Source organism: Pseudomonas sp. FSL W5-0203 (assembly GCF_001896155.1).
Lineage (GTDB): Bacteria > Pseudomonadota > Gammaproteobacteria > Pseudomonadales > Pseudomonadaceae > Aquipseudomonas > Aquipseudomonas paracarnis.
This window is the reverse complement of record NZ_MPOR01000017.1, coordinates 92704-115075: the sequence shown is the minus strand read 5'-3', so window position 1 is coordinate 115075 and position 22372 is coordinate 92704. Positions and strand designations below refer to the sequence as shown.

General features: G+C 61.5%; 16 protein-coding genes. 10 read left to right on the top strand and 6 right to left on the bottom strand.

Annotated elements, in window-relative coordinates:
* Positions 1-211 precede the first annotated feature (211 nt).
* The 6 genes from recC (at position 212) to BOP96_RS16715 (ending at position 11860) form a co-directional block, all read left to right on the top strand.
* Positions 212-3664 (top strand): exodeoxyribonuclease V subunit gamma, encoded by a 3453-nt coding sequence (recC, locus tag BOP96_RS16740; RefSeq protein ID WP_073453394.1) that lies wholly within the window; start codon positions 212-214, stop codon positions 3662-3664.
* Positions 3661-7332 (top strand): exodeoxyribonuclease V subunit beta, encoded by a 3672-nt coding sequence (gene recB, locus BOP96_RS16735; RefSeq protein WP_073453392.1) that lies wholly within the window; start codon positions 3661-3663, stop codon positions 7330-7332. Before recC ends, recB begins: the two co-directional genes overlap by 4 nt.
* Complete coding sequence (gene recD / locus BOP96_RS16730; RefSeq protein ID WP_073453390.1) at positions 7329-9398, top strand: exodeoxyribonuclease V subunit alpha; 2070 nt, start codon at positions 7329-7331, stop codon at positions 9396-9398. Before recB ends, recD begins: the two co-directional genes overlap by 4 nt.
* A gap of 142 nt (positions 9399-9540) precedes the next feature.
* Positions 9541-10107 carry a YfiR family protein gene (locus BOP96_RS16725; protein WP_014719921.1) on the top strand — a complete coding sequence of 189 codons (567 nt, stop codon included), beginning with the start codon at positions 9541-9543 and terminating at the stop codon, positions 10105-10107.
* Positions 10104-11366, top strand: a complete 1263-nt coding sequence (locus tag BOP96_RS16720) for a diguanylate cyclase domain-containing protein (RefSeq protein WP_020302524.1) — start codon at positions 10104-10106, stop codon at positions 11364-11366. Before BOP96_RS16725 ends, BOP96_RS16720 begins: the two co-directional genes overlap by 4 nt.
* 5 nt (positions 11367-11371) lie before the next feature.
* Positions 11372-11860: an OmpA family protein gene (locus BOP96_RS16715; protein WP_014719919.1), complete on the top strand. Its 489-nt coding sequence runs from the start codon at positions 11372-11374 to the stop codon at positions 11858-11860.
* A gap of 127 nt (positions 11861-11987) precedes the next feature.
* Here the strand turns inward: BOP96_RS16715 and BOP96_RS16710 are convergent, their stop codons facing one another.
* Complete coding sequence (locus tag BOP96_RS16710) at positions 11988-12935, bottom strand: LysR family transcriptional regulator (protein ID WP_073453388.1); 948 nt, start codon at positions 12933-12935, stop codon at positions 11988-11990.
* A 133-nt stretch (positions 12936-13068) separates the two neighbouring features.
* Between BOP96_RS16710 and BOP96_RS16705 the strand changes: the two genes are divergently transcribed.
* Positions 13069-14586, top strand: a complete 1518-nt coding sequence (locus BOP96_RS16705) for a CoA-acylating methylmalonate-semialdehyde dehydrogenase (RefSeq protein WP_014719917.1) — start codon at positions 13069-13071, stop codon at positions 14584-14586.
* Positions 14587-14601: 15 nt separating this feature from the next.
* Positions 14602-15489 carry a 3-hydroxyisobutyrate dehydrogenase gene (gene mmsB, locus BOP96_RS16700; RefSeq protein WP_073453385.1) on the top strand — a complete coding sequence of 296 codons (888 nt, stop codon included), beginning with the start codon at positions 14602-14604 and terminating at the stop codon, positions 15487-15489.
* Between the two features lie 47 nt (positions 15490-15536).
* Here the strand turns inward: mmsB and BOP96_RS16695 are convergent, their stop codons facing one another.
* Positions 15537-15881, bottom strand: a complete 345-nt coding sequence (locus BOP96_RS16695) for a cupin domain-containing protein (protein ID WP_019817873.1) — start codon at positions 15879-15881, stop codon at positions 15537-15539.
* 364 nt (positions 15882-16245) lie between these two features.
* Between BOP96_RS16695 and kynB the strand changes: the two genes are divergently transcribed.
* Together kynB and kynA are read left to right on the top strand one after the other, a co-directional pair.
* On the top strand, positions 16246-16896 hold the full coding sequence (gene kynB, locus BOP96_RS16690) for an arylformamidase (RefSeq protein ID WP_060768079.1): 651 nt from the start codon (positions 16246-16248) through the stop codon (positions 16894-16896).
* Entirely contained in the window at positions 16893-17750 is an 858-nt protein-coding gene (kynA, locus tag BOP96_RS16685; RefSeq protein WP_014719914.1) for a tryptophan 2,3-dioxygenase, read from the top strand. The genes kynB and kynA overlap by 4 nt, the downstream gene beginning before the upstream one ends.
* 160 nt (positions 17751-17910) lie before the next feature.
* Here kynA and BOP96_RS16680 read toward each other — a convergent pair whose 3' ends face one another.
* From BOP96_RS16680 to antA, 4 genes are all read right to left on the bottom strand, one after another.
* On the bottom strand, positions 17911-19311 hold the full coding sequence (locus BOP96_RS16680; protein ID WP_060768078.1) for an amino acid permease: 1401 nt from the start codon (positions 19309-19311) through the stop codon (positions 17911-17913).
* Between the two features lie 71 nt (positions 19312-19382).
* Positions 19383-20390, bottom strand: a complete 1008-nt coding sequence (gene antC / locus BOP96_RS16675; RefSeq protein ID WP_020302519.1) for an anthranilate 1,2-dioxygenase electron transfer component AntC — start codon at positions 20388-20390, stop codon at positions 19383-19385.
* 75 nt (positions 20391-20465) lie between these two features.
* The gene (antB, locus tag BOP96_RS16670) at positions 20466-20957 is read right to left on the bottom strand and encodes an anthranilate 1,2-dioxygenase small subunit (protein ID WP_014719911.1); all 492 of its coding nucleotides are present in this window, start codon (positions 20955-20957) and stop codon (positions 20466-20468) included.
* The gene (gene antA / locus BOP96_RS16665; protein WP_060768077.1) at positions 20957-22348 is read right to left on the bottom strand and encodes an anthranilate 1,2-dioxygenase large subunit; all 1392 of its coding nucleotides are present in this window, start codon (positions 22346-22348) and stop codon (positions 20957-20959) included. Before antA ends, antB begins: the two co-directional genes overlap by 1 nt.
* Positions 22349-22372: the final 24 nt, after the last annotated feature.

Here is a 22372-nt window from a genome sequence, read left to right as displayed (position 1 = left end):
TCGCCGATGGTAGTGTGGGGTTTCCCCATGTGAGAGTAGGTCATCGTCAAGATTAAATTCCGAAACCCCAATTGCGAAAGCAGTTGGGGTTTTGTTTTGCGCGCTCGAAAAGTGTCCACCTTGTCCCCGCACGCCTGTCAGGCTGTGCCCGCCCCGTGCGCCACAGTGCTAAAGTCCACCCCTCGATTTTGCTTTTCCCAAGGAAGCCGTTATGCCGGACGCGACGTCCCTCAGCCCTGGATTCATGGTGGTTCACGGCAACCGCCTGGACGAACTGCGCAGCCTGGTGGTCAGTTGGATGCGCCGTTACCCACTGGCGCCTTTGGAAAACGAAATCGCCCTGGTACAAAGTAACGGCATCGCCCAGTGGCTGAAGCTGGCCTTGGCTGAAGATCCGCAAGAAGATGATATGGGCGGCTGTGGCATTGCCGCAGCCATCGACGTACAACTGCCTGGCAGCTTTATGTGGCAGCTCTATCGCATGGTCCTGGGCCGCGACGAAATCCCGCCCAAGTCCCTGCTTGATAAAGCCCCGCTGACCTGGCGCCTCATGCGTCTGTTACCCGAGCTGATCGACCAACCGCACTTCGAACCTCTGCAACGCTTCCTGACGCAAGACACCGACCTGCGCAAACGCTACCAACTCGCCGAGCGCCTGGCTGACCTCTTCGACCAATACCAAGTCTACCGTGCCGACTGGTTGGAAGATTGGGCCGCAGGTCGGCACCAACTGCGCAATGGTCGAGGTGAGTCCAAACCGCTCAACCCAGCCAACTGCTGGCAAGCCGAGCTGTGGCGCGCGCTGCTGCTGGATGTGGGTGAAGCAGGCATGGCCGAAAGTCGGGCCGGCGTACATCAGCGTTTCATCGAGCGCATCAACAGCCTTGAACAAGCACCGCCCGGCTTGCCTCCCCGGGTGATCGTCTTCGGCATCTCATCGCTGCCGGCCCAGGCGCTGGAAGCCTTGGCGGGTCTGGCCCGTTTCAGCCAGGTCCTGCTCTGCGTGCATAACCCCTGCCGCCATCATTGGTCGGACATCGTCGCTGACAAGGACTTGCTGCGTAACGAATACAAACGCCAGGCGCGCAAAGCGGGCATGCCCGTCACTATCGACCCACAAACTTTGCATCAGCACGCCCATCCGCTGCTCGCTGCCTGGGGCAAGCAGGGCCGTGATTACATCAGTCTGCTGGACAGCTACGATGATCCCAACAGCTACCGCGCCGCATTTCGCGACGGTCGTATCGACCTGTTCAGCGACAGCGAACCCACCACGCTGCTCAACCAACTCCAGGACGATATCCTTGAACTGCGCCCGTTGAATGAAACCCGTGAACGGTGGCCCGCTGTCGACTTGCAACGCGATACTTCGATCCGTTTCCATATCGCCCACAGCGCCCAGCGCGAAGTAGAAATCCTCCACGACCAATTACTTCATCGCTTCAGCGCCGACCCCACCTTGCGCCCTCGGGATATCATCGTCATGGTCCCCGACGTCGACAGCTACGCACCGCATATTCGCGCGGTCTTCGGCCAGCTCGAACGCCATGACCCACGCTTTATCCCCTTCACCCTCACAGACCAAGGTCAACGTGGCCGCGACCCGCTGTTGATTGCTGTGGAGCACCTGCTCAAACTCCCCGACAGCCGCTTCCCCGTCAGCGAAATCCTCGATCTGCTCGACGTCCCGGCCCTGCGCGAACGCTTCGCCATCAAAGAGCGTGACCTGCCCACCTTGCATCGCTGGATCGAAGGGGCCGGCATCCGCTGGGGCCTGAATGCCGAGCAACGCGCCGGTTTGGGCCTGCCCGCGGAACTGGAGCAGAACAGCTGGCGATTCGGCCTGCGCCGTATGCTGCTGGGCTATGCCGTCGGCACCGGCACGGCCTGCGACGGTATTGAACCTTATGACGAAATCGGTGGCCTCGATGCGGCCTTGATCGGCCCGCTGGTCGGCTTGCTCGACGCCTTGCACGATGCCCATCAAGCGCTATCGGAACCCGCCGCGCCACAGGCCTGGGGCGAGCGTCTACAACGGTTGATGCAGCTGTTTTTCCTGCCCAGCAGCGAGCACGATGACTACCTGCTGGGCCAGCTCGAACAGCTAAGAGAAACCTGGCTGGAAACCTGCGAATCCGTCGGCTTGCAAGACGAGTTACCCCTTACGGTAGTACGTGAGGCATGGCTTGCCGGATTGGATCAGGGGCGCCTGTCCCAGCGCTTCCTGGCGGGAGCGGTCAATTTCTGTACGCTCATGCCCATGCGTGCGATCCCGTTCAAGCTGGTCTGCCTGCTCGGCATGAACGACGGCGATTACCCGCGGGCCCAGCCACCCCTGGATTTTGACCTGATGGGCAGCGATTACCGCCCCGGCGACCGTTCTCGCCGTGAAGACGACCGCTACTTACTGCTCGAAGCGCTGCTGTCAGCCCGTGACCAGCTGTATATCAGCTGGGTAGGCCGCAGCATCCGTGACAACAGTGATCGCCCGGCCTCGGTACTGATCGGCCAACTGCGCGACCACTTGGACAGCGGCTGGCAGCACGCCAACAATGATCAGCCGCTGCTCGACGCAATGACCCAAGAGCACCCGCTGCAACCCTTCAGCGCACGCTACTTCCACGAAGGCGATTCGCTGTTCAGCTATGCCCGCGAATGGCAATTGCTGCATCAGGCACCGGCGGTCATCACCCAAGAGCAAGGCTTGACCCCTCACCAACAGGAAGAACCCCTGAGCCTTGGCCAGTTACAGGACTTCCTGCGCAATCCGGTCAAACACTTCTTCAGCCAGCGCCTGAAAGTATTCTTCGAAGCCGCTGAAGTGCCCCTGGCTGATGAAGAACCCTTCGTGCTGGACGCATTGCAACGCTACAGCTTAAGCGACAGCCTGCTGAACGCGGCACTCACCCAACCCGACCAACTCGATCAGGCGCTCAACGCCCAGGCCCTGCGCCTGCAAGGCAGCGGCCTGCTGCCGATGGTCGGTTTCGGTGAATGCCTGCGTAACGAGTTGATCGAGCCGTTGCCGGACCTGGTGCAACGCTATCAACACCTTCTAGCGCTGTGGCCCACCCCGCATACTGGCGCTGAACCGATCAGCTTTGCGTACCAAGGTATCCAGCTGGAAGGTTGGATCAGCGGTCTGCACCGACGCAGTGATGGCGGACTGTTAAGCGTCACCACCATCCCCAACAGTATTGGCTCGATCAAGACACGCAAGTGGCACCGCCTCATCCGCCCTTGGGTCAATCACGTGGTGGCCTGCGCCTGTGGCCTGCCCTTGAGCACCGGCCTGGTAGCCAGTGACGACACCTTGTTGTTGGCCCCACTGGACAAGGCCGGCGCCGAGGACATCCTCGGTAACCTGCTGTTGGCCTGGCACACGGGAATGAGCGCGCCGCTACCGGTCGCGGTGAAAACCGCGTTCGCCTGGCTCGGCCAGACTGACCCCGCCAAGGCCCAAGCGGCAGCGAGCAAAGCCTATGAAGGCGATGGCATCACCACAGACGGCGAACGCCGCGAAACGCCTGCCCTTACGCGGCAATTTCCCGACTACGCGGCCCTGGTCGCCAGTGAAGAGTTCGAAGGCTGGTGCGAAACCCTGTATCGCCCGCTGATCAACGCCCCCTGGCGATCGCTTTCCAGCACGGAGGCTGACGCATGATCGGCAAACCCTTGGCCCTGGCGTTCCCGCTCAAAGGCAGCCAGTTGATTGAAGCCAGTGCCGGCACCGGCAAGACCTTCACCATCTCCGCCTTGTACCTGCGCTTGGTGCTCGGCCACGGCGGCGGTGAGTCCGGTTTCGGCCGCGAACTGCTGCCACCGCAAATCCTCGTGGTGACGTTCACCGACGCCGCCACCAAGGAGCTGCGTGAACGCATCCGCATCCGCCTGGCCGAAGCCGCGCGCTTTTTCCGTGACGAAATCGAGCAGCCTGATGCGCTGATTGCCGACCTGCGTGAGCAATATGAACCGCAGCAATGGCCCGCCTGCGCTAACCGGCTGGACATCGCCGCCCAATGGATGGATGAAGCCGCCGTCTCGACGATCCACAGTTGGTGCCAGCGCATGCTGCGCGAACATGCGTTCGACAGCGGCAGCCTGTTCACCCAGACCCTGGAAACTGACCATAGCGACCTGCTGGGCGAAGTGCTGCGCGACTACTGGCGATTGTTCTGCTACCCAATGCACGACGATGCCCTCAACTGGGTGCGCAACCATTGGGGCGGCCCCGCGGCGCTGATGCCACGGGTGCGTGCGTTGTTCGGCAGCGAGCGGCCCACCGACGAAACCCGCGAGCCAGCCGAACTGATCACCGCCTGCCTGCAAGAACGTCGTGCCGCGCTGGTTGCTCTCAAGGCACCCTGGCAACAATGGGCCGCCGAGCTGCGGGATATCTGCCTGCAAGCCGTGGCCGCCAAGGCGGTCGATGGGCGCAAGATGCAAGCGCGCTACTTCGAGCCCTGGTTCGAAAAGATCAGCGCCTGGGCCGCTGACGAAACCCTGGAACAACTGGACATCGGCACCGGCTTCACCCGCCTGACGCCTGACGGCATGGCCGAAGCGTGGAAAGGCGAGCCGCCGCAGCACCCTGGCATCGAGGCCATGGCCAGCCTCAAAGCCAGCCTCGACGCCTTGCCAACGCCCGACGCGGCGGTGCTGCAACACGCTGCCGGCTGGGTCGGCAAACGCTTCGAGGAAGAGAAACGTCGCCGCGCCGAGATGGGGTTTGACGACATGCTGATCCGCCTCAACGCCGCCCTCCAGGCAGACGGTGGCGAGCGCCTGGCCAGCGTGATCCGCGAGCAATTCCCGGTGGCCCTGATCGATGAATTCCAGGACACCGACCCGGTGCAATACAGCATCTTCGACAGCATCTACCGCATCGAAGAAAACCACCTCGACAGCGGCCTGTTCCTGATCGGCGACCCCAAGCAGGCGATCTACGCCTTTCGCGGCGCCGACATCTACACCTACCTGCGCGCCCGGCAATCCACCACCGGCCGTCATCACACCCTGGGCACCAACTTCCGCTCCAGCCATGCGATGGTCGAGGCGGTGAATCACGTGTTCCAGCGTGCGGAAACCGGTCGTGGTGCGTTCCTGTTCCGTGAGCCCAATGGGGATAACCCGGTGCCGTTTCACCCGGTGCTGTCCCAAGGCCGCAGCGAACACCTGCAGGTCGACGGCCAACCAATGCCGGCCATGAACCTTTGGCACCTGCCCACCGACCAGCCGATTTCCAACGTGGTTTACCGTCAACACCTGGCCGCCGCCTGCGCCACGCAAATCGTTGCGCTGCTCAACGGTGGGCAGCAAGGCACGGCGGGCTTTGTAATAGAGGGTAACCTCAAGGGCGTGTTGCCGTCAGACATCGCCATCCTCGTGCGCGATGGCAAGGAAGCCCAGGCCGTGCGTGCCGAACTGGCCAGCCGTGGCGTGCGCAGTGTGTACCTGTCGGATAAAGACTCGGTGTTTGCCGCCCAGGAAGCCCATGACCTGTTGGCCTGGTTGAAGGCTTGCGCCGAACCCGATGTCGAACGCCCGCTGCGTGCCGCCCTGGCCTGCGTCACCCTGAATTTGTCCCTATCGGAGCTGGAGCGTCTGAATCAGGACGAACTGGCGTGGGAATCACGGGTGATGCAGTTCCGTGGCTACCGTGCCATCTGGCGTACCCAAGGCGTGTTGCCGATGCTGCGTCGCCTGCTCCACGACTTCAAGCTGCCGCAAACCCTCATCGCCCGCAGTAATGGCGAGCGGGTGCTGACCAACCTGTTGCACCTCAGTGAATTGTTGCAACAGGCCGCCTCGGAACAGGATGGCGAGCAGGCGTTGATCCGTCATTTGGCCGAGCATCTGGCGCTGTCGGGACAGGCCGGTGAAGAGCAGATCCTGCGCCTGGAAAGCGACGAGCAACTGGTCAAAGTGGTGACCATCCACAAATCCAAGGGCCTGGAATACGACCTGGTGTTCTTGCCGTTCATCTGTTCGGCCAAGCCTGTGGACGGCAGTCGCTTGCCGCTGCATTACCACGATGGACAGGGCAAGTCCCACGTCAGCCTGCGACCCACGGCCGAGCTGATCGCCCAAGCCGACGATGAGCGCCTGGCCGAAGACCTGCGTTTGTTCTATGTGGCCTTGACCCGCGCCAAACACGCCTGCTGGCTAGGCATCGCCGACCTCAAGCGCGGCAATAACAGCAGCTCGGTCTTGCACCTGTCGGCGTTGGGCTATTTGCTTGGTGCTGGCGCGTCGTTAGGCGAATCAGCGGGTCTGGCGCGCTGGTTGCTGGACTTGCAGCAAGGCTGCGCGGCCATCGGTTATGACCATGTGCCGGACGCCCAAGACATCCTGTTCCACCCGCCGCGCAATCAAGCGACCCTGCTCGCACCATTGCTGCCTGAACGTAAGGCCACGGAAAACTGGTGGATTGCTTCCTACAGTGCCTTGCGCATTGGCGACAGCATGAGCGCCGCCAGTCTTGAAGCACCGGAAAGCCCCCAGGCCCAGAAACTGTTCGATGACGAACGCCTCGACCCCGATGCGCCACGGGAAGTGGTGGCGTCCGGCGGTGATATTCATCGTTTCCCACGCGGTCCTAATCCAGGCACCTTCCTCCACGGCTTGTTGGAGTGGGCCGGTGAAGAGGGTTTCAACGTGACGCCCGAGGCCATCGAAAAAGCCGTGGGCGCACGTTGTAACCGCCGCAACTGGGAAGGCTGGATCGTCACCCTCAGCGGCTGGCTGGGTCATCTGTTGCAAACGCCGTTGCCGCTGTACAACGACCACGTGACCTTAAGCGGCCTTCAGCAGTACCAGATCGAAATGGAGTTCTGGTTCGCCAGTCACACAGTCGATGTGCTGGCCCTCGACAAACTGGTGTGCCAGCACACCCACGGCGGTGTTTCCCGTGTGGCCGCTGAGCCGGTGCTGCTCAACGGCATGTTCAAGGGGTTTATCGACCTGACGTTCGAACACGATGGCCGCTACTACGTGGCGGACTACAAATCCAATTGGCTCGGCCCCGACGATTCGGCCTACACCCAGCAAGCCATGGAGCACTCGATTCTTGAGCATCGGTACGACCTGCAATACGTACTTTACCTGCTGGCCCTGCACCGCCAGCTCAAGGCGCGCCTGCCTGATTATGACTACGACCAGCACGTCGGCGGCGCCCTGTACCTGTTTCTGCGTGGCACCCAGTCGGTGAGCCAGGGGGCGTATTTTACCCGGCCGCCCCGCGAGCTGATCGAAAGTCTGGATCTGCTGTTCCAGGGCAAGCCTATCCCGCCCAAGGTCGAGCCCGTCTGGGAACAAGGAGTGTTGCTATGAGCCTGTCGCCGTTACCGCTAGAGGAGCTGGCACCGCTGAGTCGCGCCACCGACCTGGTGCAGTTGCTTGAGCGTTGGGTCGAGCGTGGCTGGTTGCGGGCCCTGGACAAAGCCTTCGTCGGCTTCCTGCATGAGCTTGACGCCCAGGCCGACCCCTTGGTCTTGTTGGCGGCCGCCTTGACCAGCCATCAACTGGGCCATGGTCACGTCTGCCTTGACCTGTTCGAAACCCTCAAGGCGCCGGACTTCGCCCTGTCATTGCCGCCCGAAGGCGACCTGCACACTGGCGCCATGCTGCTGCCGTCGCAATTGCTGCACGACCTGGACGGTGCCCATTGGTGCCATGCCCTGGCGTGCAGCCCATTGGTAGCGCTGGCGGTCGATGGCAGCGACGCGGCCCAGAGTCGTCCGTTGGTGTTGTCTGGCAAGCGCCTGTACCTGCGCCGCTACTGGACCTACGAGCGACGTATCGACCGCGCCCTGCGCCTGCGCCTTGCGAACGTGGAGCCCGCAGCTGCCGATTTGCCACAACGCCTCAACCGCCTGTTCGACCAACCGGCGCCCGACGGTGTAATTGACTGGCAAAAGCTTGCCTGTGCCCTGGCAACCCGCGGCGCCTTCAGTATCGTCACCGGCGGCCCCGGCACCGGCAAGACCACCACCGTGGTGCGCCTGCTCGCGTTGTTGCAGGCACCCGCTGTGGAGTCCGGCAGCCCGTTGCGTATTCGCCTGGCTGCGCCCACCGGTAAAGCCGCTGCGCGCCTGACCGAATCCATCAGCCAGCAAGTGCTGTCACTGACAGTGCCCGACGACGTGCGGGAAAAAATCCCGACCCAGGTCACCACGGTTCATCGCCTGTTGGGCAGCCGTCCGGGCACCCGCCACTTCCGGCATCACTTGGGTAATCCATTGCCGCTGGACGTGCTGGTGGTGGATGAAGCCTCGATGATTGACCTGGAAATGATGGCCAACCTGCTCGATGCCTTGCCGCCCCATGCGCGTCTGGTATTGCTGGGCGACAAGGACCAGTTGGCGTCGGTGGAGGCCGGTGCGGTACTCGGCGATTTGTGCCGTGACGCCGAAGCCGGCTGGTACAGCCCGCAGACTCGGCAATGGCTGCAAGCGGTCAGCGGCGAAGACCTCAGTGCCAGCGGCCTGCAAGAAGACCTCGACGCCCGTCATCCCCTGGCCCAGCAGGTGGTGATGCTGCGCTATTCGCGTCGTTTCGGCGAAGGCAGCGGCATCGGCCAGCTGGCGCGCCGGGTCAACCAGCAGAATGCCGAAGAGGCACGTCAGTTGCTGGCCGCGCGCCGTCATGACGACCTGTTTTGCCTAAGCCTCAAGGGCGAGCATGACCACGCCCTTGAGCGCTTGGTGCTGGACGGGCAGGGCGACGGCGCCCAGGGTTATCGCTACTACCTGAACCTGCTGCAATCGGCACGTCCACCTCTGGATACGCCGCGCGATGACCCGGCCTGGACCTATTGGGCGCAACAATTGTTGCAAGCCTTTGATGCGTTCCAATTGCTCTGTGCCGTGCGCAAAGGGCCCTGGGGGGTTGAAGGGCTGAACCAGCGCATCACCGCGGCCCTGCGCAAAGTCCGCCTGATCGAAGGCGACGAGCAGTGGTACGAGGGCCGTCCGGTCTTGATGACCCGTAACGACTATGGCTTGGGCCTGATGAACGGGGACATCGGCATCGCGCTGAAACTGCCCGAAAGCGATGGCGGCCCCCACGTGCTACGCGTGGCCTTCCCACGTAACGATGGCCAGGGTGGCGTACGTTTCGTGCTGCCCAGCCGCTTGAATGATGTCGAAACCGTGTATGCGATGACCGTACACAAATCCCAGGGCTCGGAGTTCATCCATACGGCGCTGATCCTGCCGGATGCTTTGAACCCGGTGCTGACCAAAGAATTGATCTATACCGGTATTACCCGCGCCAAGCGCTGGTTCAGCTTGATCGAGCCCCGGGGTGGCGTGTTTGAAGAGGCGGTACGGCGCAAGGTCAAGCGTTTGAGCGGGTTGATGCTGGAGTTGGACGCCGCACCGGAAAAAACTGACTGATAGGTCATGAAATATTTCTGATTCAGATGTCTGATTTTTCTGAAAAAATAGTAGGCCCCGTGCCAGCCGTGCTGCGCGGGGGGTCCCGCCGCTGTGCTATCGTTGCGGCATCACCCTGGAAAATACCTGAGAGAAGTGCTGCATGAACGTGGCTGTCTCGCCCACAGAGCGCAGTTTGAGCTGGAGACGCATGTTGCGGGTGGCGGTTCTGTGCCTGCTCGCGCCGCAGGTATGGGCGCAGACGCCCAGCCTCGCCGAGCAGCGCGCCCAGGCGGTCACCCAGGTCGTGCTGGGTATTCTCAGCTACGCGCGGTGGCCGGTGGAGCCTGCGCAATTGCGGCTGTGCATTGTCGGGCCGACTCAGTACACCGATGACCTGGTCAAAGGCACTACCCAGGCCACCGGTCGTCCGGTGCGGGTGCGGCGCCTGCTGGTCGATCATCCGGATATCGTCAATGCCTGCGACGCCATCTACATCGGCAAAATCACGCCTGACGAACGCAACCGCCTGTTTACTTCGTTGATTGGCCACCCTGTGCTCAGCATCAGCGAAGGGGGCGACCAATGCACGGTGGGCAGCCTGTTCTGCCTGCGGGTCAGCGATGAGCAGGTGTCATTCGAGGTCAATCTGGATTCCGTCGCCCGCAGCGGCGTGCGTATCCATCCCAGTGTGTTGCAGTTGTCTCGCCGTCGAGCGCCTGGCTCATGAGCCGCGATAAAGTGCGGCCGACCCTGCGTTCGGTGATTGCCCGCGGGCATATGATCCTGGCGCTGGTAGCGGTGACCCTGGCCAGTGTTTCCCTGACCCTGCTCGGCGTGCTGGCCCTGCGGGTTTACGCCGAGCACAACCTGCACCTGATCGCCCGCTCCATCAACTACACCGTGGAAGCGGCCGTGGTGTTCAACGATAGCGCGGCGGCCACCGAAGCCCTGAGCCTGATTGCCTCCACCGAAGAAGTGGCCCAGGCAGAAGTATTTGATATCAACGGCAAGCTGCTGGCGCGCTGGGTTCGCCCGGAAACCGGCATGTTGTCACGGGTCGAGCTGCAAATAGCGCACGCCCTGCTCGAACAGCCCATCAGCCAGCCGATTCTGCGCCAGGGGCAAACTGTCGGCAGCATCCACCTGGTCGGCCACGGTGGCAGCCTGTTGCGCTTTTTGCTCAGCGGTCTGGTCGGGATTTTGATCTGCACAGCGCTCAGCGCCTGGGTGGCATTGCACCTGTCGCGGCGTCTATTGAATGGCATCACCGTGCCATTGCAACGCTTGGCCGCCGTCGCCCACGCCGCCCGCAGCGAACGAGACTTCGACCGCCGCGTACCCTCGGCGCAGATCGCCGAGCTCGACAGCCTGGGCAGCGACTTCAATGCCCTGCTCGGTGAGATGGAGGCTTGGCAAAGCCACCTGCAAAGCGAAAACGAAACCCTGGCCCACCAGGCCAGCCACGACAGCCTCACCGGCCTGCCCAACCGCGCGTTCTTCGAAGGCCGGCTGATCCGCGCCTTGCGCAGCGCCGCCAAGGTCAACGAGCGGGTGGCGGTGTTGTTCCTCGACAGCGACCGCTTCAAAGACATCAACGACAGCTTCGGTCACGCCGCTGGCGATGCCGTGCTGGTGGCCGTTGCCGACCGCGTGCGGGCGCAACTGCGCGAGGACGACCTGGTGGCGCGCCTGGGCGGTGATGAATTCGCGGTATTACTGGCGCCCCTGCACAAGGCCGAAGACGCCCATCGCATCGCCGACAAAATCATTGCCAGCATGGACATGCCGATCCCCCTGCCAGGTGATACCCAGGTGTTGACCTCCCTCAGCATCGGTATTGCCATTTATCCCGAGCATGGCGCCACTCCCGGCACCTTGCTCAACGCCGCCGACGCGGCGATGTACCAGGCCAAACGATTGTCCTCGGGCGGCCAGCAAACGGCGGAGTCGGAGCATCCCGTCGTCAACGTTCAACACAGGAGTTGATTCCCTTGTTCGCTAACACACGCATTTTATTTGTTTCTTTACTCGTCGCTTTCCTGGCCCTCAGCGGCTGCCAGACGCCACCCAAAGGCCTGACCCCGGCGCAAGTCGCCGTGCTCAAACAACAAGGCTTCGAGCTGACCGATGAAGGCTGGGCCTTCGGCCTGTCCGGCAAAGTGCTGTTTGGCAGTGACGTCGAAACCCTCAACAAACCCAGCACCGACATCGTCGAACGCATCGGCCAGGCCCTGGTAGGCGCGGGTATCGAGCGTGTGCGTGTCGACGGCCACACCGACGCCTCCGGCAAAGAACCCTACAACGTGGCCCTGTCCCTGCGCCGCGCCAAAAGCGTGGGCAAGGTGCTGACCCGCGTGGGCATGAAAGAAGAAAACATCCAACTGCGCGGCCTGGGCAGCAGCGAGCCGGTGGCGCCGAATACGACCACAGCAGGCCGCACCGAGAATCGCCGGGTGTCAATTGTAGTAATCGCAGACTAAGCGGGTTCTGCTTCCCCCAGCTGAAATGCATTCAATATGTGGGAGCTGGCTTGCCTGCGATGGCGGTTGATCGGTAGATATAGCTTTTGCTGATGCACCGCTATCGCAGGCAAGCCAGCTCCCACATTCAGTCTGCAAACCTGATCTCCCGCGTCTCCCCCATCAACAACCCCTGATTCTGCTCCGTCACTTCCCGGATGTAATCCCACAACAACGTAATCCGCTTCAACTTCCTCAAATCCTCCCGGCAATACATCCAGAACTGTCGCGTAATCGCGATCTGCTCCCCCAGCACCGGCAACAACCGCGGGTCCTGCGCTGCCAGAAAGCACGGCAATATCGCCATCGACCGGCCTTGCTGCGCCGCCACGTACTGCGCGATCACGCTGGTGCTGCGCAAACTCGCGCTGGCGCCGGGCACGACGTTGGCCAGGTACAGCAGCTCCGAGCTGAACGCCAGGTCATCCACGTAGCTGATAAATGGATGCTCGGCCAAATCCGCAGGTTTGCGGATCGGCGGGTGTTGGTCGAGGTAGTCCTGGGTCGCATACAACTGCAATTTGTAGTCGCACAGTTTGCAGCACACATACGGTCCGTGTTCCGGGCGTTCCAGGGCGATGACGATGTCGGCTTCGCGCTTGGACAGGCTGATGAAGTGGGGCAGGGGCAGGATGTCCACCGAGATCGCGGGATAAGTGTCGACGAAATGGCTCAGTTGCGGGGTGACGAAGAAGCTGCCGAAGCCTTCGGTGCAACCCATGCGCACATGGCCCGACAGTGCCACGCCCGACCCGGACACCTGTTCGCAGGCCATGTGCAGTGTGCTTTCGATGGATTCGGCATAACCCAGCAACCGCTGGCCTTCGCTGGTGAGCACGAAGCCGTTGGTCCGGGATTTTTCGAACAGCAGCGTGCCGAGGGACACTTCCAGTGAACTGATGCGTCGCGACACGGTGGTGTAGTCCACCGCCAGGCGCTTGGCGGCCACGCTGGCCTTGCGGGTGCGCGCCACTTCGAGGAAAAACTTCAGGTCATCCCAGTTCAGGGCGCCCAGGGAGGTGATGTTTTTTTGCATATTGGACCGGATTTTATGTGCGTTCTTATTAGAGATTTGCACATCTATACTCCAAAAACAGTCCGAACGCCTCATTCTTCAAGGCGATTCAACGCCTTGGTTCTCTGCATAACGATAAGATTCTGGAGACCACATGAACGCATCTGCCGATATTTCCGTGCAACAGGTCAAGTTGCTGATCAACGGCGAGTGGGTCGAGTCCAAAACCACCGAGTGGCAAGACATCGTCAACCCGGCCACCCAGCAAGTGCTGGCCAAAGTCCCGTTCGCCACTGCCGATGAAGTCAACGCCGCCATTGACGCTGCCCATCGCGCTTTCCAGACCTGGAAGCTGACACCGATCGGCGCGCGCATGCGCATCATGCTCAAGCTGCAAGCCTTGATCCGCGAACATTCCAAGCGCATTGCTGTAGTCCTCAGCGCCGAGCAGGGCAAGACCATTGCCGATGCCGAGGGCGATATTTTCCGTGGCCTGGAAGTGGTCGAGCACGCCTGTTCCATCGGCACCCTGCAAATGGGCGAGTTCGCCGAGAACGTGGCCGGCGGCGTGGATACCTACACCCTGCGCCAGCCTATCGGCGTGTGCGCCGGCATCACCCCGTTCAACTTCCCGGCGATGATTCCGCTGTGGATGTTCCCGATGGCGATTGCCTGCGGTAACACCTTCGTACTCAAGCCTTCCGAGCAAGACCCGTTGTCGACCATGCTCCTGGTGGAGCTGGCGCTGGAAGCCGGCGTACCGGCGGGCGTGCTCAACGTGGTGCACGGCGGCAAGAGCGTGGTGGATGCACTGTGCACCCACAAAGACATCAAGGCGGTGTCCTTCGTCGGCTCGACGGCCGTCGGCACCCATGTCTATGACCTGGCAGGCAAGCACGGCAAACGCGTCCAATCGATGATGGGCGCCAAGAACCACGCGGTGGTGCTGCCGGATGCCAACCGCGAGCACACCCTCAACGCCCTGGTCGGCGCCGGTTTCGGCGCGGCGGGCCAGCGTTGCATGGCCACCTCGGTGGTGGTGCTGGTGGGGGCGGCCAAGCAGTGGCTGCCAGATCTCAAGGCGTTGGCACAAAAGCTCAAGGTCAATGCAGGCAGCGAAGCCGGCACGGATGTCGGCCCGGTGATTTCCAAGCGCGCCAAGGCACGCATCCTTGAACTGATCGAAAGCGGCGTGAAAGAAGGCGCCAAGCTGGAGCTGGATGGCCGCGATATCAAGGTGCCGGGCTTCGAACAAGGTAACTTTGTCGGCCCGACTCTTTTTTCGGGCGTGACCACCGACATGCGCATCTACACCGAGGAAATCTTCGGCCCGGTGCTGGTGGTGCTGGAAGTCGACACCCTCGATCAAGCCATCGCCCTGGTCAACGCCAACCCGTTCGGCAACGGCACAGGTCTGTTCACCCAGAGCGGTGCGGCGGCGCGTAAATTCCAGAGCGAAATCGATGTGGGCCAGGTCGGCATCAACATCCCCATCCCGGTGCCAGTGCCGTTCTTCAGCTTCACCGGCTCCCGCGGTTCCAAGCTCGGCGACCTGGGCCCTTACGGCAAGCAAGTGGTGCAGTTCTACACTCAGACCAAAACCGTCACCAGCCGCTGGTTTGATGACGACACGGTCAACGATGGCGTCAACACCACCATTAACCTGCGCTGAACCTGGGAGACGATCATGAAGATTGCATTTATCGGCCTGGGCAACATGGGTGCGCCCATGGCCCGCAACCTGATCAAGGCTGGGCACGCGCTTAACCTGTTCGACCTGAACCAGGCGGTACTCAAGGAACTCGCCGAACTGGGCGGCACCATCAGCAGCTCGCCGTGTGATGCGGCCCAGGGCGCCGAACTGGTGATTACCATGCTGCCGGCCGCCGCCCACGTGCGCAGCGTGTGGCTGAATGAAGACGGTGTACTCGCCGGCATCGGCAAAGGCATCCCCGCCGTGGATTGCAGCACCATTGACCCGCAAACCATCCGTGAAGTAGCGGCTGCGGCAGCCAAACAAGGCGTGGACGTGGCCGATGCGCCGGTCTCCGGTGGCACCGGCGGTGCCCAGGCCGGGACGCTGACCTTTATGGTTGGCGCCAACCCGGAACTGTTCGCCACCCTGCAACCGGTGCTGGCGCAGATGGGCCGCAATATCGTGCACTGCGGCGATGTCGGCACCGGGCAAATCGCCAAGATCTGCAACAACCTGCTGCTGGGTATCAGCATGGTCGGCGTCAGTGAAGCCATGGCCCTGGGCGATGCACTTGGCATTGATACACAAGTGCTGGCCGGCATCATCAACAGCTCCACGGGGCGCTGCTGGAGTTCCGATACCTACAATCCTTGGCCAGGCGTGATCGAGACCGCGCCATCATCGCGTGGCTATACCGGTGGTTTTGGTGCCGACCTGATGCTCAAGGATTTGGGCTTGGCCACCGAAGCTGCACGCCAAGTGCACCAGCCGGTGATCCTCGGCGCAGTGGCCCAGCAGCTGTATCAATCGATGAGCCAGCGTGGGGAAGGGGGCAAGGACTTCTCGGCGATCATCAACAGCTATCGCAAGCCCAAATAAATACCTGTGGCGAGGGAGCAAGCTCCCTCGCCACAGCTTTTGCTGGGTCAGGCAAACACAAAATACTTACGCACCGTCTCGACCACTTCCCACGTTCCTTTCATCCCCGGTTCCACCACAAAGATATCCCCAGCCCGCAAGTGGATCGGCTCCATGCCTTCAGGCGTGATCACGCAGTAGCCTTCCTGGAAATGGCAGTATTCCCACTTCACGTATTCCACGTACCACTTGCCCGGCGTGCAGATCCAGGTGCCCATGATCTTGCTGCCGTCTTCGCTGGTGTAGGCGTTGAGGTTGACAGTGTGCGGGTCGCCTTCGAGCTTTTCCCATTTGCAGGCATCCAGGACCGGCAGTGGGTGGGTGTCGCGCAGTACGGTGATGGGCTTGGTCATGATGACTCCTAGGCAGGGAAGGGAAAGCTCAACCCTAAGGCCTCGGGCGTTGCGCCAGTGGTCTGAACTCGACATTGGGATGCCCAGAAGCGCAGTCACCTGAACACCGCAGTCCCCTGTGGGAGCCGGGCTTGCCCGCGATGACGCTGGCACAACAAGCATCTCCATTGCCTGACACTCCGCTATCGCGGGCAAGCCCGGCTCCCACAGGAGGTCTTGGTGTATCTGAGCGACAGATCTGTGCATCAAACCGCTGTTTCCTCGCAGTAACTGCGAAATATTTCCCGTAGCGCGCCAGAATTCGCAAGAAAATTCAGAGCTGGCCCTCGTATCATTCACCCCAGTACCCCGTGAGAGCCTTGCAATGAAACCAATAAAAACGTGGTGGGATATCAGCCCGCCCTTGAGCACGGCCACCCCGACCTGGCCGGGCGATACACCGTTCCAGGAAGAGCGCGTGTGGCAGTTCGGCCCGGAGTGTCCGGTAAATGTGGGGCGCGTCACCCTGTCGCCGCACACCGGTGCCCATGTGGATGCGCCGCTGCATTACTGCGCCGATGGGGCGCCGATTGGCGAGGTATCGCTGGATGTGTACATGGGCCCGTGCCGGGTATTGCATTGCCTGGGCAGCGGCGCTCTGGTGCAGCCCCATCAGTTGCAAGGGCGTGTGGATAACCTGCCGGAGCGCGTGCTGCTGCGCACTTATCCACAAGCGCCACTCACCGACTGGGATTCGAACTTCACCGCCATCGCCCCCCAGACCATTGAGCTGCTGGCCAGCCTGGGGGTGCGCCTGATCGGTATCGATACACCGTCCCTGGACCCGCAACAATCCAAGACCATGGATTCCCACAACGCCGTGGCGCGCCATGGCATGGCGATCCTCGAAGGCATCGTGCTCGATGACGTACCGGAGGGCGACTATGAACTGATCGCGCTGCCGCTGCGCTTCGCCAACCTGGACGCGAGCCCCGTGCGCGCCATTCTCCGCCCGCTCAAGGAGCCCACGCGATGAGCCAATGTCCTTTCTCAGCTGATTACCAACCGCCGGAAGAATGGCATAACGCCGAACTGAATTTTTCCGAGTCCATGAGCTATGGCGATTACCTGGACCTGGGCAAAGTCCTCAGCGCCCAGCACCCGCTGTCGCCGGATCACAACGAAATGCTCTTCATCATCCAGCACCAGACCTCGGAGCTGTGGATGAAATTGATGCTGCACGAACTCAAGGCTGCCAGGGAACATGTGCGCCTGGGTGAGCTGCCACCGGCGTTCAAGATGCTGGCGCGGGTGTCGCGGATCTTCGATCAACTGGTGCACGCCTGGGCGGTGCTGGCGACCATGACCCCGTCGGAATACAAGGCGATTCGCCCGTTCCTGGGGCAGTCGTCGGGGTTCCAGTCGTTTCAGTACCGCGAAATCGAATTCATCCTCGGCAACAAAAGCCCGGCGCTGCTGCGGCCCCATGCCCATCGCCCGGAGTTGCTGCAGCAATTGCAGGTGGCGATTGCCACGCCGTCGTTGTATGACGAGGCCGTAAACCTGATGGTCAAGGCGGGGTTGGCGATTGATCCCAAACGCGCCGAGCGCGACCCGACCGCCGCCACGGTGCACGATGACTCGGTGGAAGCTGCCTGGCGCGAGGTATATCGCGACCCGAGCCGTTACTGGGATTTGTATCAGTTGGCCGAGAAGTTTATCGACCTGGAAGATTCGTTCCGCCAGTGGCGCTTCCGGCATGTCACCACGGTGGAGCGCATCATCGGCTTCCAGCCGGGTACTGGTGGTACTGAAGGCGTGGGGTACCTGCGCAAGATGCTCGACACGGTACTGTTCCCTGAACTCTGGCGAGTACGTTCCACGCTCTAATAAAAAAGCCCCGGATTACCGGGGCTTTTTTCTAGGTGAAATACAGTCAATTGTGGGAGCTGGCTTGCCGGGTCGCCGCATCGCTGCGATGGCGGTGTATCAGTCGGCTCATCCATTGGCTGACACGCCGCAATCGCGGGCAAGCCCGCTCCCACAGGGGTTACTGGGTTACGGCAACCTTCCCGCTTCTGATCCGAAACCGATAGGCGATGTAGATAATCCCCACCCACACCGGCATCGCATACACCGACTCGCGAATCCCCGGAATCGCCAGCATCACGCCAATGATCATCACCATGAACGCCAGGCACAGGTAGTTGCTGAACGGGAACCAGAAGGTCTTGAACGACGGCGTCACGCCTTGCTCGCCCATGGCCTTGCGGAACTTGATATGGGTCAGGCTGATCAATGCCCAGTTGATCATCAACGAAGCAACCACCAGCGCGAACAGCAACTCCAGTGCACTGTGCGGCGCCACGTAGTTGACCACCACGCACAGCATGGTCACCAGCGCCGAAATCGCCAGGGCCCGCAGCGGCACGCCTTGTTTGTTGAGCTTCATCAGCGCCTTGGGCGCATCCCCTTGTTCGGCCAGGCCGAACAGCATGCGGCTGTTGCAGTACACGCCGCTGTTGTACACCGACAACGCCGCGGTCAGCACCACGAAGTTGAGGATTTGGGCGGCGGTGTCGTTGCCGATCAGCGAGAAGATCTGCACAAACGGGCTGCCACTGTAGGCATCGCCCGACGCGCCGAGGGTTTGCAGCAGTTGATCCCACGGGTACAGCGACAACAGCACGGTCAGCGCACCGACGTAGAAAATCAGAATGCGGTACACCACCTGGTTGATCGCTTTGGGGATCACCTTGCGTGGTTCGCTGGCTTCGGCGGCGGTGATGCCGACCAGTTCCAGGCCACCGAACGAGAACATGATGAAGGCCATGGACATCAACAGCCCCATGCCGCCATTGGGGAAGAACCCACCGTGGCTCCACAGGTTGCTGACCGAGGCTTGCGGGCCGCCGGTGCCGCTGAACAGCAGGTAGCAGCCGAGCACGATCATGCCGACAATCGCCACCACCTTGATGATCGCAAACCAGAATTCGGCTTCACCGAAGAACTTCACGTTCAGAGTGTTGATCAGGTTCACCGCGACGAAGAACACCAGCGCGCTGACCCAGGTTGGAATCTCCGGCCACCAGAACTGGATGTACTTGCCGACGGCCGTCAGTTCGGCCATGCCCACCAGCACGTAGAGCACCCAATAGTTCCAGCCCGCCAGGAAGCCCGCGTAACCGCCCCAGTATTTATGTGCGAAGTGGCTGAAGGACCCGGCCACCGGCTCTTCGACGATCATCTCGCCGAGCTGGCGCATGATCAGGAACGCGATAAACCCGGCTACCGCATAACCCAGGATCATCGACGGCCCCGCCGACTTGAGTACCCCGGCCGAGCCGAGGAACAAGCCTGTACCAATCGCACCTCCCAAGGCGATCAGCTGAATGTGCCGGTTCTTCAGGCCTCGCTTGAGGCCCACCGGGTTAACCATGTCATCCGCCATTAACATTCCCTTCTACTTGTTTTTCTCAAGGGTGATTGCACGCCGCATCGGCCCCTCAGAACTGCTGAGGGTCAGATATTACTCTGCGTAAACTTTTCGTAATACAACTGAACGCCATCAAGTGTCTGATCCGCCAGCCATTGTTGGATGGATTCGACCATTGGAGGGGGGCCGCACACGTACATATCCGCCGATCTGTCCCGCAATTCGGCCAGGTCGAAATGTTCGGTCAGGTAGCCGCGTTTGCCCGTCCACTCGACTGAGGCGTCGCTCAGCACTTCGGTGTAGCGAAAGTTCGGGATTTTCGTCGCGTAGGCTTGGATACGTGCCGCTTCACATAAGTCTTCGGCGCCGCGAACGCCGTAATACAGATGCACAGGTTGTGTGCAGCCGTTGACGACCAGCTCATCGAGCATGCCCAACAACGCCGACAACCCGGTGCCGCCCGCCACCAGTACCAGCGGTTGGGTGACGTGCCGCAGATAAAACGCACCCAAGGGCGCCTCCATCAGCATTTCATCACCTACCTGGCAGCGTTCACGCAGGTAGTTGCTCATGACTCCGTCGGGCAGCAGGCGTACCAGGAACTGCAACTGATTACCCGGCCGGTTGGCGAAGGAGTAGGAGCGCCAGCTATCGGTGCCGGGCACTGACAGACGCGCATATTGGCCCGGCAAAAAATCCAGTGGCTGGTCCAGTTGCACCTGCAAGATGGCGGTGCTGGTCGAGACCTGCTGCACCGCGCTCACCGTGCCGCGTACCTGCACGGGCCCGGGGGCGTTGCACAGGCTCGAATCAAAGTCGAAATAAAAGGTGGCGTCGGACTTCACCCGAGTCTGGCAACTGAGCATCTTGCGCTGTTGCAGGTCGAGGCTGGAGAGCGCTTCCTCGTCGACGTAGTCCTGGGTGTACTCACCGGATTCGCAACGCCCCTGGCAGGTGCCGCACACACCTTCGCGGCAATCGAGCGGGATCTTGATGCCGTTGCGCAGGGCCGCGTCCAACAGGATTTCATGGGCGCCCACCGGGAAGAACAGGGTCTTGCCATCGGCAAAGCTGAAGGCCACTTTGTGATTCATTCACATGACTCCGTGGATAGGTATGAACCCCTTGTAGGCGCGAGCGAGCTCGCTCCTACAAGGGATGCGGCACCATTACAGGTGATAGAAATCCAGCACCGAATTGATGGTGTCGTTGAGCAGCAAGGCGTGCTTGCGCATGATCAGCCAGCTGTCGCCCGCAGGCTTGAGGCGGTACGTGGCATGCCCATAGAACTGCTCGGACGTGGCGAGGCGATAGAAGAGCGTGTGCCAGTTCAAACGCACCTCCAACGTGTCGTCGGCCTGCTCGGCAATGCGTACGTTATTGATCAGGTGCAAGGTGCGCGGCATCGGCGTGGCAGAGGCGGCTTTGCCGGTGCGCAGGCGGAACACACGGTCCTCCAGGCCCGAGCGGTTGGCGTAGTAGATCAACGACATCTCGCGCTTGGGGTCTTGGGTGTAGACGTGTTCGGAATCCCATTGCGGCAGGTGGAATTCGCTCTGCGGGTCGAACAACTGCACGTAGGCGTCCCAGTCCTGGGCGTCGCACAGTTCGGACTTGCGGTAGAAGAACTGCTCGATCTGGTACTGCAATTGCGCATTCATCACTTCACCTCCCGCAGTGTCAGCGCTTGTCGCTCCAGGCCCTTGAGCAGGAACTGCTGCCAGTTGCGATGCTGGTTGACGTACAAACCTTCGTGGGTGAACTCGGTGCCGGTCATGGCTGGTTGGATGCCAATGGCTTCGCTGTTGGGCGTCGGCCCAGTCTCCCAGCGATGGCTGCCTCGTGAGATATCGCTCCAGCGCTCCAGGCGGCCCTGGAAACCGCGCTGGGCTTCGCGAAACTCCACCAGGTCATCCGGCGTGCCCATGCCCGAGACGTTGAAGAAGTCCTCGAACTGGCGAATCCGGTTTTCGCGGTCGGCGTCGGACTCACCCTTGACCCCCAGGCACTGGCTGATGATCTCGGTCTTGTTCCAGGCCACCGGGCGGATGATGCGCAACTGCGAGCTGATCTGGTCGAGAAAGAACAGGCTGGGGTAGATATTCAGGTTGCGCAGGCGGTGCATCATCCACTCGGCCTTCTGCTGGCCGTGTTCTTCTACCAGGCGCGGCATGATGGTGGCGTACCCGGAGCGTACGCTGGGGTTGGGCATGTCGCTGAACAACACACTGTGGCCGTTATTGAAGGCGAACCAGCCGTCATCGGTATTCGCGTCGCCGGCGCCGAGCTTGCTGTAGTCCAGCGTCGTGCTGGAACCCGCGCCGTTTTCGGTGTTGACCTGCTGGCGATGCTGCACGGTGGCCACGTAGTTGTAGTGCACGGTGCTGACGTGATAACCGTCCAGGCCGTTTTCGTTTTGCAGCTTCCAGTTGCCGTCGTAGGTGTAGGCGGACTTGCCCGGCAGCACTTCCAGCTCACCGGTGGCCGATTGCGCCACCATCATGTCGAAGAACACTTTGGCGTCGCCGAGGAAATCTTCCAGGCTGTTAGTGCCGTTCACGTCCAGGCTGATAAACACAAAGCCCTTGTAGCTGTCGATGCGCGCTTTTTTCAGGCCGCGGGTGGCCTTGTCGAAACCTTCCGGGTATTCCCCCGGCGCCTTGACCTTCACCAGTCGGCCATCGCTCTTGTAGCACCAGGCGTGGAACGGGCAGGTGAAGGTGGACTGGTTGCCCTTGCCCACGCGGGTGAGGGTAGTGCCGCGATGCTGGCAGGCGTTGATCAGCGCGTTGAGCCGGCCTTCGCCGTCGCGGGTGATGATCATCGGCTGGCGCCCGGCGCGCATCGTCACGAAGTCGTGGTTATGGGCCAGTTCGCTTTCGTGGCAGGCGTAGATCCAGTTCTTCTCGAAGATCAGTTCCATCTCCAGGTCGAACAGCTCGGGCTCGGTGAACATGTCGCGGGCGATGCGGAACACTTCATCCGCCGGGCGAAAGTCCAGGCAACTTTCGATAAAGGATTTCCACTGCTCGACGGTTCTTGCACCACTCATGGGAGGCACCTTTTGATCATGGCT

What these genes read in the sequence shown, in the direction of transcription:
- BOP96_RS16680 (WP_060768078.1), bottom strand. Translation starts at nt 19,311, where the DNA reads ATGGCGGATGACATGGTTAACCCGGTGGGCCTCAAGCGAGGCCTGAAG.
- BOP96_RS16725 (WP_014719921.1), top strand. Translation starts at nt 9,541, where the DNA reads ATGAACGTGGCTGTCTCGCCCACAGAGCGCAGTTTGAGCTGGAGACGC.
- BOP96_RS16720 (WP_020302524.1), top strand. Translation starts at nt 10,104, where the DNA reads ATGAGCCGCGATAAAGTGCGGCCGACCCTGCGTTCGGTGATTGCCCGC.
- antA (WP_060768077.1), bottom strand. Translation starts at nt 22,348, where the DNA reads ATGAGTGGTGCAAGAACCGTCGAGCAGTGGAAATCCTTTATCGAAAGT.
- recB (WP_073453392.1), top strand. Translation starts at nt 3,661, where the DNA reads ATGATCGGCAAACCCTTGGCCCTGGCGTTCCCGCTCAAAGGCAGCCAG.
- kynA (WP_014719914.1), top strand. Translation starts at nt 16,893, where the DNA reads ATGAGCCAATGTCCTTTCTCAGCTGATTACCAACCGCCGGAAGAATGG.
- antB (WP_014719911.1), bottom strand. Translation starts at nt 20,957, where the DNA reads ATGAATGCGCAATTGCAGTACCAGATCGAGCAGTTCTTCTACCGCAAG.
- BOP96_RS16710 (WP_073453388.1), bottom strand. Translation starts at nt 12,935, where the DNA reads ATGCAAAAAAACATCACCTCCCTGGGCGCCCTGAACTGGGATGACCTG.
- kynB (WP_060768079.1), top strand. Translation starts at nt 16,246, where the DNA reads ATGAAACCAATAAAAACGTGGTGGGATATCAGCCCGCCCTTGAGCACG.
- BOP96_RS16695 (WP_019817873.1), bottom strand. Translation starts at nt 15,881, where the DNA reads ATGACCAAGCCCATCACCGTACTGCGCGACACCCACCCACTGCCGGTC.
- mmsB (WP_073453385.1), top strand. Translation starts at nt 14,602, where the DNA reads ATGAAGATTGCATTTATCGGCCTGGGCAACATGGGTGCGCCCATGGCC.
- BOP96_RS16705 (WP_014719917.1), top strand. Translation starts at nt 13,069, where the DNA reads ATGAACGCATCTGCCGATATTTCCGTGCAACAGGTCAAGTTGCTGATC.
- recC (WP_073453394.1), top strand. Translation starts at nt 212, where the DNA reads ATGCCGGACGCGACGTCCCTCAGCCCTGGATTCATGGTGGTTCACGGC.
- antC (WP_020302519.1), bottom strand. Translation starts at nt 20,390, where the DNA reads ATGAATCACAAAGTGGCCTTCAGCTTTGCCGATGGCAAGACCCTGTTC.
- recD (WP_073453390.1), top strand. Translation starts at nt 7,329, where the DNA reads ATGAGCCTGTCGCCGTTACCGCTAGAGGAGCTGGCACCGCTGAGTCGC.